The organism is Terrimesophilobacter mesophilus, from assembly GCF_014200375.1.
Lineage (GTDB): Bacteria > Actinomycetota > Actinomycetes > Actinomycetales > Microbacteriaceae > Terrimesophilobacter > Terrimesophilobacter mesophilus.
Genome location: NZ_JACHBP010000001.1, coordinates 2,088,101 through 2,105,201 on the forward strand (window position 1 = coordinate 2,088,101; position 17,101 = coordinate 2,105,201).

At 65.7% G+C, this 17,101-nt stretch carries 15 protein-coding genes and 2 riboswitches; of the genes, 10 read left to right on the forward strand and 5 right to left on the reverse strand.

Features of this window, described 5'->3' with window-relative positions; translation table 11 throughout:
* The first annotated feature begins 41 nt into the window (after positions 1–41).
* Positions 42–407, forward strand: a complete 366-nt coding sequence (locus BKA04_RS10340) for an iron chaperone (protein WP_104096340.1) — start codon at positions 42–44, stop codon at positions 405–407.
* A gap of 42 nt (positions 408–449) precedes the next feature.
* Here BKA04_RS10340 and BKA04_RS10345 read toward each other — a convergent pair whose 3' ends face one another.
* Positions 450–737, reverse strand: a complete 288-nt coding sequence (locus BKA04_RS10345; protein WP_104096341.1) for a DUF1905 domain-containing protein — start codon at positions 735–737, stop codon at positions 450–452.
* 62 nt (positions 738–799) lie between these two features.
* Here BKA04_RS10345 and BKA04_RS10350 point away from each other — a divergent pair, with 62 nt between their 5' ends.
* The 3 genes from BKA04_RS10350 to BKA04_RS10360 all read left to right on the forward strand — a co-directional run bounded on the left by BKA04_RS10350 (position 800) and on the right by BKA04_RS10360 (position 2,503).
* On the forward strand, positions 800–1,381 hold the full coding sequence (locus BKA04_RS10350) for a DinB family protein (RefSeq protein WP_104096342.1): 582 nt from the start codon (positions 800–802) through the stop codon (positions 1,379–1,381).
* A 68-nt stretch (positions 1,382–1,449) separates the two neighbouring features.
* A complete protein-coding gene (locus BKA04_RS10355) occupies positions 1,450–1,917 on the forward strand; it encodes a nitroreductase family deazaflavin-dependent oxidoreductase (protein WP_104096343.1) in 468 nt (155 codons plus the stop codon).
* 25 nt (positions 1,918–1,942) lie between these two features.
* Entirely contained in the window at positions 1,943–2,503 is a 561-nt protein-coding gene (locus tag BKA04_RS10360) for a GNAT family N-acetyltransferase (RefSeq protein ID WP_104096344.1), read from the forward strand.
* A 90-nt stretch (positions 2,504–2,593) separates the two neighbouring features.
* Here the strand turns inward: BKA04_RS10360 and BKA04_RS10365 are convergent, their stop codons facing one another.
* Together BKA04_RS10365 and BKA04_RS10370 are read right to left on the reverse strand one after the other, a co-directional pair.
* A complete protein-coding gene (locus BKA04_RS10365; protein WP_104096345.1) occupies positions 2,594–4,366 on the reverse strand; it encodes an acyl-CoA dehydrogenase in 1,773 nt (590 codons plus the stop codon).
* A gap of 116 nt (positions 4,367–4,482) precedes the next feature.
* Positions 4,483–6,372, reverse strand: coding sequence for a CASTOR/POLLUX-related putative ion channel (locus BKA04_RS10370; protein ID WP_167309728.1), 1,890 nt, complete (start codon positions 6,370–6,372; stop codon positions 4,483–4,485).
* Between the two features lie 75 nt (positions 6,373–6,447).
* Positions 6,448–6,557: riboswitch (glycine riboswitch) on the forward strand.
* A 1-nt stretch (position 6,558) separates the two neighbouring features.
* Positions 6,559–6,652: riboswitch (glycine riboswitch) on the forward strand.
* 30 nt (positions 6,653–6,682) lie between these two features.
* Between BKA04_RS10370 and gcvT the strand changes: the two genes are divergently transcribed.
* The 3 genes from gcvT to gcvP are packed head-to-tail and all read left to right on the forward strand — an operon-like array spanning position 6,683 to position 11,104.
* Positions 6,683–7,816 carry a glycine cleavage system aminomethyltransferase GcvT gene (gene gcvT, locus BKA04_RS10375; RefSeq protein WP_104096347.1) on the forward strand — a complete coding sequence of 378 codons (1,134 nt, stop codon included), beginning with the start codon at positions 6,683–6,685 and terminating at the stop codon, positions 7,814–7,816.
* A 1-nt stretch (position 7,817) separates the two neighbouring features.
* Positions 7,818–8,222 carry a glycine cleavage system protein GcvH gene (gcvH, locus tag BKA04_RS10380; RefSeq protein WP_104096348.1) on the forward strand — a complete coding sequence of 135 codons (405 nt, stop codon included), beginning with the start codon at positions 7,818–7,820 and terminating at the stop codon, positions 8,220–8,222.
* Entirely contained in the window at positions 8,222–11,104 is a 2,883-nt protein-coding gene (gene gcvP, locus BKA04_RS10385; RefSeq protein WP_104096349.1) for an aminomethyl-transferring glycine dehydrogenase, read from the forward strand. Before gcvH ends, gcvP begins: the two co-directional genes overlap by 1 nt.
* Before the next feature lie 3 nt (positions 11,105–11,107).
* Here the strand turns inward: gcvP and BKA04_RS10390 are convergent, their stop codons facing one another.
* Together BKA04_RS10390 and BKA04_RS10395 are read right to left on the reverse strand one after the other, a co-directional pair.
* A complete protein-coding gene (locus BKA04_RS10390) occupies positions 11,108–11,884 on the reverse strand; it encodes a CPBP family intramembrane glutamic endopeptidase (protein WP_232842031.1) in 777 nt (258 codons plus the stop codon).
* Complete coding sequence (locus BKA04_RS10395; RefSeq protein ID WP_104096351.1) at positions 11,877–12,293, reverse strand: thiol-disulfide oxidoreductase DCC family protein; 417 nt, start codon at positions 12,291–12,293, stop codon at positions 11,877–11,879. The genes BKA04_RS10390 and BKA04_RS10395 overlap by 8 nt, the downstream gene beginning before the upstream one ends.
* A 310-nt stretch (positions 12,294–12,603) precedes the next feature.
* Here BKA04_RS10395 and BKA04_RS10400 point away from each other — a divergent pair, with 310 nt between their 5' ends.
* The 3 genes from BKA04_RS10400 to BKA04_RS10410 all read left to right on the forward strand — a co-directional run bounded on the left by BKA04_RS10400 (position 12,604) and on the right by BKA04_RS10410 (position 17,096).
* A complete protein-coding gene (locus BKA04_RS10400; RefSeq protein ID WP_104096352.1) occupies positions 12,604–14,304 on the forward strand; it encodes an ABC transporter family substrate-binding protein in 1,701 nt (566 codons plus the stop codon).
* Positions 14,305–14,526: 222 nt separating this feature from the next.
* Positions 14,527–16,068, forward strand: coding sequence for an ABC transporter permease (locus BKA04_RS10405; RefSeq protein WP_104096353.1), 1,542 nt, complete (start codon positions 14,527–14,529; stop codon positions 16,066–16,068).
* A complete protein-coding gene (locus tag BKA04_RS10410) occupies positions 16,065–17,096 on the forward strand; it encodes an ABC transporter permease (protein ID WP_104096354.1) in 1,032 nt (343 codons plus the stop codon). Before BKA04_RS10405 ends, BKA04_RS10410 begins: the two co-directional genes overlap by 4 nt.
* The last annotated feature ends 5 nt before the right edge of the window (positions 17,097–17,101 follow it).

A 17,101-nucleotide genomic window follows, 5' to 3' on the forward strand; every position in this document is an offset into this window, starting at 1 on the left:
TTTGCCGTACGGGTCGATCCGCACGGGGGTACCCTCTATCCATGGCGAAGCCGCAGACGGTCGACGAGTACATCGACGGATTCCCTGCGCAGGTTCAGTCGCGGCTTCGGGAGTTGCGCGCGCTCAGCAGGGCGACCGCCCCGCTCGCCACCGAGGGACTCAAGTGGGGCAACCCGGCCTACTCCTCGGGGACGATCCTGTTCGTCTTCGCCGGGTATCGCAGTCACGCCAATTTCGCGTTCACCCCGACCACCGTAGAAGCTTTCGCCGACGAGTTGGCGGCCTTCACGACCGGAAAGGGCACGGTGCAGCTCCCGCACGACGAGCCGGTACCGAGCGACCTCATCTCCCGGATGATCGCTCACCGGCTCGACGAGTTCGAGAACCACCACGTGTTGTGGCGTTAGGGCCTGAGGCTGAGACCTGCCACATGGCCGGTCACCAGCGGCTCAGCCGCCCACGGACATCCGGATGTCGACGGCGTCGCCCACGTCGAGACCCTCGGCAGCGCGCAGGTCGGCTCGCAGCGGCACGATGTAGCCGCCATCCTTCGGGAACAGCGAGGTCGTCCGCGTGGTCGACCCGACCGTGAGGGTGACCGGGATCATTCCCCAGCCGTAGGTGACCTGGCTCGACACTGCGTGCAAGTCGGCAGCCACGTCCTCCGGAACCGTCACGAAGTGGAAGGGCGACGGCCCGCGCCAGTACCAGATCTCCCCGCTGAAACTCAGTTCCACCCGCCGCCGTCCTTCTCGAAGTCGGTACTCGACGTTACCGGAGGCTGGTCTAGCATGGGCGAGTGCTCACCGAGAAGGAGACCCTTCAGCGTTACCTGCAAGAGGCCAGGGATGCGCTGCTCTGGAAGCTCGATGGCGTGAGCGAACAGGGTGCGCGCTGGCCCATGACGCGCACCGGCACGAACCTCCTCGGCATCGTCAAACACGTCGCGAGCGTCGAGATCGGCTACTTCGGCGAGGTGTTTGATCGCCCGTCGGGCGAGCCGCTTCCCTGGTTGGCGGATGACTCCCCGGACAACGCCGACATGTGGGCGACCGCCGACGAATCGCGGCAGGACATCATCGACTTCTACCACCGCTCGTGGGCGCACTCGGATCGCACCATCGACGAACTCCCGCTGGATGCCCCCGGTCTCGTCCCATGGTGGTCGCCGGCATCCCGCGACGTCACGCTGCACCGCATCCTCGTGCACATGATCGCCGAGACGGCCCGCCATGCCGGACACGCCGACATCATCCGCGAACTCATCGACGGGCAGGCCGGCGTGCGCGCAGGCGGCAGCAACCTGCCCGACCACGACGAGGCCTGGTGGGCCGACTACGTCACCACGCTGCAGCGCGCAGCGGAGCAGGCCGCGGGCTGACCGCTGTGTCCGAACCCCGCACCTCGGGCCGGTAGCCCGCAGATCGTCGAGGTCTACCATGTAGTTCCGTGGCAGGAGAACTCGGCGCTCGGCTTCTCAAGGAGAGGTGGCTTGTTCGTGCGCCCATCGCGATCTTCCGCGTGGGGTTGGGCTTCCTGTTCGCCGGCCGACTGCTGCTGCTCGAGCATGTCGGACGATCCTCCGGCCTGCCGCGCCACGTCGCCCTCGAGGTGCTCACTCGGCCCTCGCGCGACGAGGTCATCATCGCGTCCGGGTTCGGCAAGATGTCCCAATGGTTCCAGAACCTACAGGCGAACCCCCACTGCCACGTGAGCATCGGGACTCGTCGCAGGGTCCCGGCGACGGCGAGCGTGCTCCCCGCCGACGAGGCTGCCAGGCTGCTCGACGATTACCGCGACGCGCATCCGAAGCTCTGGAGCGTGCTCGATGATTCGATGACGCAATTGCGCGGAAGCACGGACTACGAACTCCCTCTCGTTCGACTGACACTGCAGAGCACGGGACCCACACACTGAGGTCCGGGTCCACTAGTCTCGGCACGTGCAGACTCCGGACCTTCCCCTCGAGACCGACCGTCTTTTCCTGCGTGCCTTCACCGAGGCCGACGCCGAACGCTACTACTCCTACCGCAGCCTTCCGGAGACCGTCCGCTACCTCTACCGCGAGCCGCTCACGCTCGCGGAGTCCATCGAGCGGATGCCGCAGTACGCGCGCCTCGAATTCGAGACGGACGCCGACATCTTCACTCTCGCGATCCAGCCGAAGGGCGAGACCGAGCTTGCCGGCGAGATCCTCTTCAAACTCGAGAGCACGCGGGCGATGCAGGGCGAGCTCGGCTACAGCCTGCATCCGGATGCCGTCGGCAACGGCTACGTGACGGAGGCGGCGAAAGCCATGCTCCGCCTCGGCTTCGAGCATTTCGGGTTCCACCGGATCTTCGCCCGCATCGACGCCGAGAACGCGCGCTCGGCACGGGTCGCCGAACGACTCGGGATGCGCCGGGAGGCCCACCTCATCGAGAACGACCGGTACAACGGCCGATGGGGCAGCGAGTACGTCTACGCCATTCTCGAGTCCGAGTGGAGCCCCGCGACCGACTGAACCGCTCGCCGTTCCCGCTGCAGAATTCGGCTCGCCGCGCCCGTCGTTTCGGATGCGGTGAGCAGATTGGCGATGCGGGGAGCGTCGAGACTACGCCAGCGCTGCCGCATCCAGCGCGAACAGGTCGCTCTCGCCGGCGGTCGCCGCGCCCTGGAGAGCGACACCCTGCGGAAGCAACTGCTCAGCGTAGAACCGCGCGAGGACGAGCTTCTCCTCCGCGAGTTTCGCGTCGCCCATGCCTGCGGCGGCGAGGGCGCCCTTCGCGAGCAGCCAGCCGCCGAGTGTGACGCCCCACATCCGAAGGTAGGGGGAGGAGCCGGCCAGAATCGAGTTCGGGTCCTGCAGTCCGTGGCGCAGCATCCAGTTCGTGGTCTTGCCCAGCGCGTCGACGCTCGCGGCAAGGTTCGTGCGGATGCTCGCGAACCCCTTGCCCGCCTTCGCCAGTTCCTTGTCGAGCGAGCCGATCTCCTTGATGTACTCGGTGAACGACGAGCCGCGCCGAACGCCGAGCTTGCGGCCGACGAGGTCCGCGGCCTGCACGCCGTTCGTCCCCTCGTAGATCGCCGCGATGCGCACGTCGCGATAGTGCTGGGCGACGCCGGTCTCCTCGATGAAGCCCATGCCGCCATGGATCTGCAGCGCGATCGAGGTGAGCTCGTTGCCGAGGTCTGTGCCGAAGCCCTTGCAGATCGGAGTGAGGAGGCCGACGATCTCGTCCGCACGGGTGCGGGTGGCCTCATCCGGGTGGTTCGTGCTGATGTCGACGTTGGCGGCGTTGAGCAGCATGAGGTGGCGCGCGGCCTCGAGGTACGCCTTCTGGGTCATGAGCATGCGGCGGACATCCGGGAACTCGATGATGGCCGAGTCCTTGCCGGCGGCGCCGATGGCGAGACCCTGGCGGCGCTCCTGGGCGTACGCGAGGGACTGCTGGTACGCGCGCTCGGCGACCGCGACCCCCTGCATCCCGACCGAGAGCCGGGCGCTGTTCATCATGACGAACATGATGCGCATTCCCTTGTTCTCCTCGCCGATGAGGTAGCCGGTCGCTCCGTCGTAGTTCATGACGCACGTGGGAGAGCCGTGGATGCCGAGCTTCTCCTCGATGGAGAGGCACTCGACGGCGTTGCGCTCGCCGAGCGAGCCATCCTCGTTGACGAGGAACTTCGGCACGATGAAGCAGGAGATGCCCTTGGTGCCCTCCGGCGCTCCCGGTGTGCGGGCGAGCACGAGGTGCACGATCTGCTCGCTCAAATCGTGTTCGCCGAAGGTGATGAAGATCTTCTGGCCGGTGATCGCGTACGTGCCGTCGTCGTTCTTGACCGCGCGCGTCGTGAGCGCTCCGACATCCGTCCCCGCCTGGGGCTCGGTGAGGTTCATCGTGCCGGCCCACTCGCCGGTCACCATCTTCGGGAGGTAGGACTTCTTCTGCTCGTCGCTTCCGTAGTTCAGGAGCGCTTCGATGGCCCCCTGGGTCAGCAGCGGGCACAGGGCGAACGCCATGTTGGCGGAGAGCATCATCTCCTGGATGATGAGTCCGATGGTGCGGGGAAATCCGCCGCCGCCGAACTCCTCCGGCAGGGGGACCGCTCCCCATCCGGCCTCGACATATGCGTCGTACGCCGCGATGAACCCGGGGGGAGTCGTGACGGAACCGTCATCGTTGCGGTGCGCACCGACGGTATCGCTCTCGCGGTTCGTGGGCGCGACGGCATCCGCCATGAATTCGCCGGACTCCGTGAGGATGTCGCGCACTGTCTCGAGATCGGCGTGCTCGAACCCGGGCAGGGCAGCTACCGCGGGGTACCCCACGACATGCTCGAGGGAGAACATCAGGTCCGAGATGGGTGGCCGGTATTCGCTCATGTTTGCCAGCGTAACCCCGTGTCGCGTTTGGTTCGAAGCCGTTGTCGGCAACGGCAATTCCACGGCCCGGAAGCGCCGGTTTCCTTGTCGGACGTGACGAATCCTGATGCGCTGCCTCAGTCTTCCGCGAGGACGATGACCTTGTCTGCCGGTGCGAACCTGATGCTGTCGGACTTGAGCGGGTTGAGGCGCACCCCGTACCCGCGCGATGCGTCGTGAGCGTGCTCGGAGATGCGGTAGCCGATGGCGGTCTCCCCGCGGCGGCGCGCACTCTCGAGAACGGTGTAGAAGTTCACCGTCTCTCCCTCGCGAATGTACCGTTGCGCCGGTCGCAGGTAGATCTCGCTTCCCTCGCTCGTGAACAGCGAGTCGAAGACGTGCGCGAGCACCCGGTTCTCCGACAATTGCGAGAGGGCGAGGCTGATGAGCTTGTCGCTCACGATGAAGTCGTTCGCCTTCGTGACCTCCGCGATCTCGCGGTTGCGGTCGTCGATCATCTCGCTCACGATGTTCAACTCGCGGCCGGACTGCTCCCCGATTTCGCGCAGGTGAAGCAGCGTCACGAGCGTTTTCGCATCCGCTCGCTGGCCGCCGATGAGCTCCTTGTAAGCGAGGACGATGATGTGGTCGAAACCCGGGATGTCGAGGTCGTCCAGGACCGCCCTGCTCGTGGTGTCGCCGCGAACGAAGCGGATGTCGAGGTTGGTCAGTTGCGGGAGCCTCGGTCCCTCGATGTCGGCGACGACGGTGACGCTCGATTCCGGCGGAACGTATTCGTTGAGTTCCCGCACGATCGTGACGAGGTCCGAGTTGTAGCCGAGGACGAGGGTGTGTTCCGCGCTTCGCGGCGAATCCGGCTCATCGCTGATGGCGGCCACGTCGGGGACGACCACCGTGCCGACGCGGATCGCGCTGTCGTCCGAGGCGATGTGGATGAGCCGCTCGCCGGTGACGATCTCCCTGGCCGCATCCGGATTGAGAAGGACATCGTCGCCGGACACGACCCCGATGACGCTCGAGTCCGGGAACGAGAGCTGAGCGTCGAAATAGGTTCGCCCGGTGAGCGTTGGTTCCTCCGCGATGTACAGCTCGTCGCCGTCGAAGTCGAGGAGTTCCGTATAGACGCCGCTCAGTCCGCTCTGCCGGCAGGTCTGCACCGTGATCCGACTGATGAGGTCCCGCGCGAGCACCCAGCTGGCTTCGTCGTGACCGACGAGCCGCGCGGCCTCGAGATTCCTCGACTCCTGCAGTTCGCCGACGATGTCGAGCCGCCGCGGTCCGCGCCGCGGGTTGTTGGTGAGGGCGAGCGCCATCTTGATGACGACCGAATCGGGGTCGTCGCTCTCCTCCGGGGCGATGAGGATGATGCTGCGCGCAGTGTGCGGATTGCCGAGTTCGAGGTCGCCGAGATCCATGGGGTCGCCCTTGCGGACGATGATGCGGGTGCCCATGGTGTGCGGCACGTGGGCCTTGAGCTCGTCCTCGAGCTCGACCTTGTCCCGATCGGAGAGGATGACGATGGCCGGTCGGCGTCGTGACTCGTTCGCTATGCAGATCTCGCTGACGATGGGCAGAACCTTCTGGCTCCATCCGAGGATGAGCGTGTGATCGGTCTCGAGGACTCGGGACCTGCCCTTGCGAAGCTGGTCGATCTTCGCGTCGAACGCGCTCGAGACGATGCCGATGAGGCTCGCGACGATGATGAGCCCGCCGATCGTGACGACGAGCATGGCGACGCGGAACGCCCAGCCCTGGTCGGCTCCCATCGTGCCGGGGTCGAGTGTGCGCATGAGGTTGCCCCACAGGACCTCGAAGAACGTGAGCGAGTGCTCTCCGCGCGGGAACATGCCGAAGACGACGACGATGACGGCGATGACGACGACGAACGCGATGGTCGCGAGGCCGAGGAGGCCCATGACGGCGATCGTCCCGCGCGCCATGACGTTGTCGAACCAGTATCGATAGCGGTCACGCAAGCGTGTCGAGGATGCGCCCCGTTGTGGCATGGCCGCAATCCTAGTGGCGGGCGGCATTTCCGGCATCCGGTTGGTAGGCTGGCCCGACAATCGAATATCGGGCCGCAACACGATGCGGGAGAGCCATCCGGTCACCGGCGTGTGATCAGCAGGATGGCACCGAAGGAGCAAGCCTCCCCGCCAATCTCTCAGGTCACCAGTACCGCATCGAACTGGCCGCTCTGGAAAGCGGTTCCTGCTCGACAGGAACCCGCCCATGGTGAAAATCGACGACGGTCGGTGAAACTCTCAGGCTCAAGACAGAGGGGGAGTTCCACCGCATTCACTGCCAGGAGAACTCGTGTCCGATAGCCCAACCTCAGAACGCTTCTCGCCCCTGCATCGATTGCATGTCGACGGCGGCGCGAGTTTCACCGATTTCGCCGGCTGGCAGATGCCGGTGAGCTACGGTTCCGACCTCGGTGAGCACCACGCGGTGCGCACTGCCGCCGGCATCTTCGACATCTCGCACATGGCGGAGATCAGTGTGCACGGTCCGGATGCCGCTGCATTCCTCGACTACGCGCTCGCCGGGAAGATGTCGACCATCGCGCTCATGCAGGCGAAGTACAGCCTGCTGCTGGACGATCGCGCCGGCATCATCGACGACCTCATCGTCTATCACAACGCCGACGGCGAGTACCTCGTCGTGGCGAACGCCGGCAACCACGACGTCGTCCTCGCGGAGCTCGCTGCGCGGGCGAAGGGTTTCGACGTGACGGTCACCGATCGCAGCGACGCGACGGCACTCATCGCCGTCCAGGGGCCACGCGCGGTCGAGATCCTCCAGGCGACGGCGGGCCTCGCCGTCATGGACGGACAGCAGGCGTTCGACGACCTCAGGTACTACTGGTCGACCGGCGCGACGTTCGGCACCGGCACGGTGTTCGTCGCACGGACGGGCTACACGGGCGAAGACGGGTTCGAGCTCTACGTCGACACCGCGGATGCCGAACCGCTGTGGCGCGCGCTCCTGGCGGCAGGAGAACCCCTGGGTCTGATCCCCGCCGGGCTCGCCAGCCGCGATACCCTCCGCCTCGAAGCGGGGATGCCACTCTACGGCCACGAACTCAGCCGCGACATCCTGCCGGCGCAGGCCGGACTCGGTCGCGTCGTGCACTTCACCAAGGAGGGTGACTTCGTCGGCCGCGCCGCGGCGGAGGCCGGACCGCCGGAGGGCGCGAGGGTCCTCGTCGGGCTCGCCTCGGAGGGGCGTCGTGCCGGCCGCGCGGGATACGCCGTGCTGTCGGGCGATGCGACGGTGGGAGAGATCACGAGCGGCGCCCTGTCGCCGACGCTCGGGCATCCGATCGCCATGGCGTTCGTCGACCCGGGTTTTTCCGAGCCGGGGACGGTGCTCGACCTGGATGTGCGGGGAAGCCGAATTCCCGCGACGGTGACCGCGTTGCCGTTCTATAAGAGAGAGAAGAACTGAGATGCCCAACTACACCGGCAGTGCGGACAAGGCCGACCGCAAGTACACCTCCGAGCACGAGTGGCTCGACATCAGCGGGACCTCCGCCACGATCGGGATCACCGACTACGCGGCGGACAAGCTCGGCGACGTCGTCTTTGTCGAACTGCCGAAGGTGGGTTCCACCGTCCAGTCCGGCAAGGTCGTCGGAGAGATCGAATCGACGAAGTCCGTCGGCGAGCTGTTCGCGCCCGTCGACGGCACCGTGACGGCGGCGAACACTGAGGTCGTCGATAGCCCGCAGCTGGTCAACGAGGACCCGTTCGGGGCCGGCTGGATGATCACGGTGGAGGTTGCTGACGCATCCGTGTTCGACGCTGCCGACCTCATGGACTTCGACGCGTACACGGCACTGGTAGGGGAGTAATGGCTCGGGACATGTCCACGGCGGCGACCGCACCGGCCGCCGATTTCGCTGCCCGTCACATCGGAACCGGCCCCGAAGCCCAGTCCACGATGCTCGACGCGCTCGGCTACGACTCCGTCACGGACCTGCTCGCTGCCGCCATTCCGGACTCGATCGCGCTGGCGGATGCCGCGTCGATCCTGCCGCCCGCCGCAACCGAGAGCGAGGCGCTCGCGGAGCTGCGTGCGCTCGCCTCCCGCAACCGGGTCCACCGTTCCCTGATCGGACTCGGTTACCACGACACCATCACTCCCTCCGTCATCACGAGGAATGTGCTCGAGAATCCGAGCTGGTACACCGCGTACACCCCGTATCAGCCCGAGATCTCCCAGGGCAGGCTCGAAGCGCTCATCAACTTCCAGACGATGGTCGCCGACCTCACGGGTCTCGACATCGCGAACTCCTCCATGCTCGACGAGTCGACGGCCGTCGTCGAGGGGATGCTGCTCGCCCGTCGCGCATCGAATTCCGACTCGAACGTGTTCCTCGTCGACGCGGATGCGCTCCCGCAGACGAAGGCGCTGCTCGCGAACCGCGCGGAGGCCGTCGGCATCCAGCTTCACTACACGCCCTACGACGTGTCGCCCCCGCCGTCCGACCTCGATGTGTTCGGCGCCTTTATCCAATACCCGGGAGCCTCCGGCCGTGTCTGGGATCCCACGGCGGTCATCGGCGCCGTACACGCCCAGGGCGGCATCGCCGTCGTTGCGGCGGATCTGCTCTCCCTCACCCTCCTGACGTCGCCAGGAGAGCTTGGCGCGGATGTCGCAGTCGGCACGACGCAGCGCTTCGGCGTCCCCATGGGGTTCGGTGGGCCGCATGCCGGGTACCTGGCCGTGCGATCCGGCCTCGAACGGCAGCTCCCCGGTCGCCTCGTCGGCGTCTCGAAGGACGCGGACGGCCACCCCGCATACCGCCTCACCCTGCAGGCGCGGGAGCAGCACATCCGCCGCGAGAAGGCGACCTCGAACATCTGCACGGCGCAGGTGCTGCTCGCCGTCATGGCGAGCATGTACGCCGTGTATCACGGGCCGGGCGGTCTCAAGACCATCGCCGAGCGCGTGACCAACGCCGCGCGATACCTCGCCGACGCTGCCAGCGATGGCGGGCACACCGTCGTTCACGGCAACTACTTCGACACGATCACGCTCGAGACGGCCCGCGACGCGGATGACCTCGTCCAGCGCGCGTACGAGGCCGGGTATCTCATCCACCGGCTGGACGACGACCACGTCCAGCTCTCCGTCGATGAGACGACGAGCCAGGATGACCTGGTCGCGATCGCGGACATCCTGGGCGCCGACCTCGGGACATTCCCGGAGAGAGTTCCCGGTCGCACGGACCTGACCGGATGGATTCCCGAGACGCTCCTGCGCACGAGCGAGTACCTCACGCATCCGGTGTTCAACACGCACCGCTCGGAGACGAGCATGATGCGCTACCTCAAGTACCTCGCCGACAAGGACTATGCGCTCGACCGAGGCATGATCCCGCTCGGCTCTTGCACCATGAAGCTCAACGCCGCGACCGAGATGGAGGCTGTGACCTGGCCGGAGTTCTCCCGCGTGCACCCTTTCGCGCCGGAAGCGGACGTCGAGGGCTACCTCGAGCTCATCGGCCAGCTGGAGAGCTGGCTCGCCGACGTGACCGGCTACGACGCCGTGTCCCTCCAGCCGAACGCGGGCAGCCAGGGCGAGCTCGCCGGGCTTCTCGCCATCCGCAGCTATCACCGCTCCAGGGGCGACGACTCCCGCACGGTGTGCCTCATCCCCTCGAGCGCGCATGGGACGAACGCGGCGAGTGCGGTTCTCGCCGGCATGAAGGTCGTGGTCGTCGCGTGCGATGAGCTCGGCAACGTCGACCTCGGGGACCTTCGGGCGAAGATCGCAGAGCACCCTGACGACCTCGCCGCGCTCATGGTCACCTACCCGTCCACCCATGGCGTCTACGAGCATGAGATCCGCGCGATCACGGATGCCGTGCACGAGGCCGGCGGGCAGGTCTACATCGACGGGGCGAACCTCAACGCGCTTCTCGGCTTTGCACGCTTCGGCGAGTTCGGAGGGGACGTCTCCCACCTCAACCTGCACAAGACCTTCTGCATCCCGCATGGCGGCGGTGGACCCGGCGTTGGCCCGGTCGCCGCGAAGTCGCACCTCGCGCCGTTCCTGCCCGGCCACCCCCTGTCCCAGCGTGGCGCGAAGAGCAATCCGGTCAGCGCTGCCCCGTACGGGAGCCCGAACATCCTGCCCATCACGTGGGCGTACATCCGGATGATGGGGGCCGAGGGACTGCGCGATGCGACCGGCGCTGCTGTGCTCGCCGCGAACTACCTCGCCGTGCGCCTGCGCGAGCACTACCCCGTGCTCTACTCGGGCGAGAACGGCCTCGTGGCGCACGAGTGCATCCTGGACCTGCGCCCGCTCACCGACGCGACGGGGGTGACGGTCGACGATGTCGCGAAGCGGCTCATCGACTACGGCTTCCACGCGCCGACGATGTCGTTTCCGGTGCCGGGCACGCTCATGATCGAGCCGACCGAGAGCGAGGATCTCGCCGAGCTGGAGCGATTCATCGAGGCGATGGTGGCGATCAAGGTCGAGGCGGATGCCGTGGCAGGAGGCGAGTGGCCGGCCGACGACAACCCGCTGGTGAACGCGCCGCACACCGCGCGGTCGGTCATCGTGGGCGAGTGGGAGCACGCCTACCCTCGTGAGAAGGCCGTCTATCCGGTGCCGTCGCTGCTCAGGAACAAGTACTGGCCGCCCGTGCGCAGGGTCGACCAGGCCTGGGGCGACCGCAACCTGTTCTGCGCCTGCCCGCCGCCGGAGGCCTTCGCCTGACGCCTACAGCCAGCTGAAGGTCGCCGCAGCCCACGGGTACCCGACGAAGATCGCGGCGTCGATGACGAAGTGCGCGATGACGAGGGGCAGTACTCGGCCGTACCGTGTGTACAGCCAGCCGAACAGGATCCCCATGGCGATGTTGCCGACGAACGCCCCGAACCCCTGGTAGAGGTGGTATGTGCCGCGCAGCACCGCGGCGGACAGGATGATCGTCCACCGTCCCCACCCGAGCCGTCGGAGGCGATTGAACAGGTAACCGATGACGATGACCTCTTCCGTGATCCCGGCTCGAGCCGCGGACAGTAGCAGGATCGGCACCGTCCACCAGTGCTCGTCGAGAGCGGTCGGAATGACCTGCACGGTGATCCCGATGGCCCGGCCGACGAGGTAGAGCGCGATTCCGGGGACGCCGATGATGAGGGCGAGCCCGAGCCCCGCCCCCGTGTCGCGCACCGGTTGCCGGAAGTCGATTCCGAGGCGCGACAGGTGCGGGCGCGCGGACTGCCAGAGCAGGAACGCGACGAGCGCGACGGGCACGAGGTCGAAGAAGATCGCCAGGAACTGGTAGATGAGGTCGAAGACCTCACGATTGCTGAGCGGTGCGTTCAGCGTCGCCGTCTGCTGCGAGAGCGCCGTCTTCTGCGTGACCCGGTTGACGATCGCGACGACGGAGTACACGGCGGATGCGCCGAGCGAGAGCCCGAGGACGATGAGGACCTCACCGATCAGCCTGCGTCGGCCGGTTGGCTGCTCGTCCACGAAGGTGGGCTCAGTCACTTCCTGCACCGACCCGGCACGCCGGTGTCCCGCCTGGCAGCAGGTAGCGATATCTCGCGATGAGTCGATACCCGATGCTCGCCGCCAGGGAGAACGGCGGGGTGTCCAGCAGGATGCCGAGGAAGCGCCATCCGAATGCCGGCTGGTGCCGCAGGAGGACCGAGACGGCGAGGTGACCGCCGTACTGGTGCAGGATGCCGTTGCGATCGCGGGCGACGAGCCACACCTGATCGGAGGCCTCGTGGGTCGTCAGGCCGAGCTCTTCGAGCACTGCCCACTGGTGGGGAATCGCCCGCGGAAACGCGGGAAGGGACCCCTCCAGCCACCTCACGGCGGTGGAGCAGAAGCCGCAGTCGCCGTCGAAGACGAGTGTCGCCTGGTCGCGGGTGAGTCGTCCGACGGGTGGCACAACTCCGATGTTACGCGTGCGCTGGCGGCGCTTTGTCGTACTTCCAGCCACTTGGATGATGCAAACCCTGCGAATTCATTGCATAGCGCGCAAGATTTCGCCACACATTGCAAAATTCTCGTGTGCGCGTTACCAGTGGGTAACGTTTGCGCTTAGGGTTTTGCCAGTGGAGCAGACCCTGTTTAGGGTTCTCTTTAACAAGCGAAACGGAATACTAGGAATCGTTCCGGGTCGTAATCCATCTTGCACAGGAGGAAAATTGAAATTCAGACGCATAGGAGCGCCTATCGCGGTTGCTGCCATTGCAGCAATGGCGGTCACTGGTTGCACAACAACCAACGAGACTCCTTCCACAACAACCGGGGGCACCATCACGGTTGCTGAGGTCAACGAGGTCACCTCGTTCAACCCCAACACCCCGCAGGGCAACCTCGACATGAATGCCAAGCTCACGGGCTACACCCGTTCGGGCTTCTTCTACCTCGATGACAAGCTCAACATCATTCCTGACAAGAGCTTCGGCACGGTGGAGAAGACCAGCGACGACCCGCTGACCGTCAAGTACACGCTCGCCAAGACGGCGACGTGGTCGGATGGCACCCCGGTGACCGCCGACGACATGATGCTCGCCTGGGCGGTCCAGTCCGGATTCTTCAACGACTCCACCACGGACGCCGACGGCAACGTGACGTCGGGCACGACGTACTTCGACTACGCCGGTGACACCTCGGGCCTCGGCCTCGCGGACAAGCCGGTCGTGGGCGACGACAACACGTCGATTACCCTCACGTACTCCGAGCCCTACGCGGACTGGCAGCTCATCAACCCGATCGATGCACCGGCTCACGTCGTTGCCGACCACGCGGGTGTTGCGCTCAAGGACGTCATGTCGGCCATGCAGACGATGCCCCGCGGTGACGCAGCCAAGCCGGCCGCCCCGAACGACGCGCTCAAGACGTTCGCTGACTTCTGGAACACCGGATTCGACGCGACGAGCCTGCCGACCGACAAGACCCTGTACCTCTCGTCCGCGGGAATGGTGCTCGACTCGTGGGTTCCGAAGCAGTCGATCACGCTCGTCCGCAACCCTGACTACAAGGGTGACCTGAAGCCGAAGGTGGACAAGATCGTCGTCCGCTTCATCGGTGACGCGCAGGCGCAGGTGACCGCTCTCCAGAACGGTGAGGTTGACATCATCAACCCGCAGGCATCGGCCGACACGATCAAGTCGCTCGAGGCACTGAAGAACGTCACGACGCTGACCGGTAACCAGTTCAGCTACGACCACCTCGACATCTCGTTCAACACGAAGGTGTTCAAGGATGCGAACGTCCGCAAGGCATTCCTCATGACGGTTCCGCGCCAGCAGATCCTCGACGCGATCGTCACGCCGCAGAACCCGGACGCAACGCTGGATGACTCGCAGCTGTTCTTCCCGGGAACCGACGCGTATGACGCCGCCATCAAGGTGAACGGCTCGTCCGCGTACGACAAGGTGGACATCGATGGTGCAAAGGCCCTTCTGGCCGGTGCGACCCCCGAGGTCCGCGTGCTGTACAACACGAAGAACCCGAACCGTGTCGCGTCGTTCCAGGCCCTCCAGGCCTCGGCGGCGAAGGCCGGATTCAAGGTCATCGACGGCGGTGCTGAGAACTGGGGCTCGCTCCTCGGTAGCGGCACGTACGACGCGTCGATCTTCGGCTGGATCTCTTCGGGTGTCGGTGTTGCCGGCGTCCCGCAGATCTTCAGCACCAAGGGTGGCGGTAACTACAGCGGCTACTCCAACGCTCAGGTCGACAGCCTGGCCAAGCAGCTCCAGGTGACCCTGGACAAGAAGGCCCAGGATGACATCCAGACGCAGATCGACACCCTCCTGTGGGGAGACGGATACGGCGTGCCGCTGTTCGTCGCCCCCGGTGTCATGGCGAACAGCAACAACGTCACCGGCGTTGTGTACTACCCCGGCCAGGCCGGTGTGGGCTGGAACTACTGGGAGTGGGCAAAGAAGTAATCTCCTGGCTCAGTCCTCTGGACTGACCCTGGAATGACTTCAGGGGCGGAGCGCCGGGACCATCGGTCCTGGCGCTCCGTTCCGTTCCACACTTCTTCCCCGTACGACTACAGCCCCCGTCCAGATCGGACCCGAGCCGCGGCGCCACAAGCGCCAGCACTCGGCTAAACTTCCCGCAGGCCCGCCATCGATGTCGGTCCGCGACAGTGAAAGCGTTCTTCCATGGTGACATTCATCGCGAGACGACTCGTCGTCTCGGTCCTGCTGCTTCTCGGAGCGGCATTCATTATGTATCAACTCACCGCTCTGGCCGGTGACCCGCTCGAGGAGTTCTATCAGAGCCGCCTCCCCAACAAGAACCAGTTGATCGCGGCGCGAACAGAGGCTCTCCAGCTCAACGTTCCAGCGCCCCTCCGGTTCTTCCTCTGGCTGGGCGGTGCCGCGAAGTGCATCATCCCCTTCGCGAACCAGTGCGACCTCGGCCTGACAGCGCAGGGACAGAAGGTCACCGACCTGCTCCCGCAGGCACTGGGTTCGACGATCCAACTCGTGACCGCCGCGACAGTGCTCGCCATCGTCATCGGAATCACGATCGGCATCGTCTCGGCGCTTCGCCAGTACACGACCTTCGACTTCGTCATGACCTTCGTGTCGTTCCTGCTGTACTCCCTCCCGTCGTTCTGGGTGGGCATCCTGCTCAAGGAGTTCGTGGCGATCCGCTTCAATGACTTCCTCGGCGATCCGCAGCTCGGCCCGGTGTGGATAGCCGTCATCTCGATAGTCGTCGGGCTCATCTGGCTCGGCCTGATCGGGGGGGAGCTGCGACGACGCGTCACCGTGTTCCTCGTCTCCGCTCTCGCCACGGCGGCCGTTCTCATCTACTTCTCGCTCACGGACTGGTTCCTGCACCCGAACCTGGGACCGGTTCTCATGCTCATCCTGTCCGCGGGGGTCGCGCTCGTCATGACCGCGCTCATGGCGGGTCTCAAGAACCGCAGGGCGATGCTGACGGCGGGCATCCAGGTGGTCCTCGCGATGATCTGCTACTTCGCACTCCAGCCGCTGCTGAACATCTCGAGCATCTACACGATCCTGATCCTCGCGCTCGTCACGATCGCGGTCGGGCTGCTGACCGGGTTCCTCGTCGGGGGACCCGACCGCGGGCTCAACATGCGTGTCGGCGCGTTCACTGCGGCGCTGAGTGCGGGCCTCATCCTCGTCGACCGGTTCATGCAGGCCTGGCCGTCGTACCTCGGGGAATCGGCCATCAACGGTCGCCCGATCGCGACGGTCGGTTCGCAGACGCCGAACCTGCCGGGCGACATCTGGATTCACGGGGTCGACTCCTTCACGCACCTGCTGCTTCCGACGCTGACCCTCATGCTCATCGGGTTCGCGGGGTATACGCGATTCTCGCGCGCAGGCATGCTTGACGTGCTCAACCAGGACTACATCCGCACTGCGAGGGCGAAGGGGATGCCGGAACGGGTGGTGATCGTCCGTCACGCGTTCCGGAACTCGCTCATCCCGATCGCCACGATCGTGGCCTCCGACTTCGGAGCGCTCCTCGGTGGCGCCATCATCACCGAGCAGGTCTTCGCGTTCTCCGGCATGGGAGCTCTGTTCCAACGAGGGATATCGTTACCGGATCCGAACCCCGTCATGGGGTACTTCGTCGTGATTGCGGTGATGGTCATCGTCTTCAACTTCATCGCCGACATGACCTACTCGGCTCTTGACCCGAGAGTGAGGACCCGCGGATGAGCATCATCAACGAAGGCGAACCGCGTCCCGTCGTGGACGCCGCGGAAGTCCGTAACATCACCGTCGGAAAGAGCCAGGGACGGCTCATCTTCGACCGCTTCGTTCGCAACTGGGTCGCGATGGCGTCTCTTGGGGTCTTCCTCGCGGTCATCGTCCTCTCGATCACGTCGATCGGCGCGTTCGGGATCCCCGGATGGTGGAAGTGGGCGTACAACGACCTGGGGACCGGACTGCTCAATGGCGGCGCACCGACCCTCTCGCTCGTGCCCCAGTGGCTGGGTGGGGACGGAATCCACCTCGGTGAGCACCCGTTCGGGCAGACTCTCATCGGTATCGACTACTTCGCGATGACGATGCGAGGGATCCAGAACTCCCTCATCGTCATGTTCATCATCGGCATCCTGTGCGCGGTCATCGGCACGGTCGTCGGTGCCGTCGCCGGTTACTACCGCGGATGGGTCGAGTCGGTGCTCATGCGCTTCACCGACCTCGTCATCGTCATTCCCGTCATCGTCCTCGGTGCCGTCGTCGGAAAGATCGCGAGCGAGCACTTCAAGGGCCTGGGGGTCCTCGGCCTCTCCATCGTGCTCGGCCTGTTCCTGTGGACGGGGCTGGCCCGACTCGTGCGAGGCGAGTTCCTGACACTTCGGGAGCGCGAGTATGTCGACGCCGCACGGGTGTCGGGGGCGCGGGATGCCCGGATCATGTTCCGCCACATCCTCCCGAATGCCGTCGGAGTCGTGATCGTGTCCACCACGCTCATCATGGCCGCCGCGATCCTGTTGGAGACCGGACTGAGCTACCTCGGGTTCGGGATCCGGAGCCCTGACGTGTCGCTCGGCCTCATCATCAGCCAGAACCAGACGGCGTTCAGCACCCGGCCGTACCTGTTCATCTGGCCCGGTGTGTTCATCGTGGTCATCGCGCTCACCGTGAACTTCATCGGTGACGGCCTGCGCGATGCGTTCGACCCGCGCCAGCGTAAGTTCGTGCCACGCCGCATGAAGGAGCGGGAGACGGCGTCGTGACTCGT

Coding starts and splice junctions, on each gene's coding strand:
- BKA04_RS10340 (WP_104096340.1), top strand. CDS start 42: ATGGCGAAGCCGCAGACGGTCGACGAGTACATCGACGGATTCCCTGCG.
- BKA04_RS10365 (WP_104096345.1), bottom strand. CDS start 4,366: ATGAGCGAATACCGGCCACCCATCTCGGACCTGATGTTCTCCCTCGAG.
- BKA04_RS10370 (WP_167309728.1), bottom strand. CDS start 6,372: ATGCCACAACGGGGCGCATCCTCGACACGCTTGCGTGACCGCTATCGA.
- gcvH (WP_104096348.1), top strand. CDS start 7,818: ATGCCCAACTACACCGGCAGTGCGGACAAGGCCGACCGCAAGTACACC.
- gcvP (WP_104096349.1), top strand. CDS start 8,222: ATGGCTCGGGACATGTCCACGGCGGCGACCGCACCGGCCGCCGATTTC.
- BKA04_RS10400 (WP_104096352.1), top strand. CDS start 12,604: ATGGCGGTCACTGGTTGCACAACAACCAACGAGACTCCTTCCACAACA.
- BKA04_RS10405 (WP_104096353.1), top strand. CDS start 14,527: ATGGTGACATTCATCGCGAGACGACTCGTCGTCTCGGTCCTGCTGCTT.
- BKA04_RS10410 (WP_104096354.1), top strand. CDS start 16,065: ATGAGCATCATCAACGAAGGCGAACCGCGTCCCGTCGTGGACGCCGCG.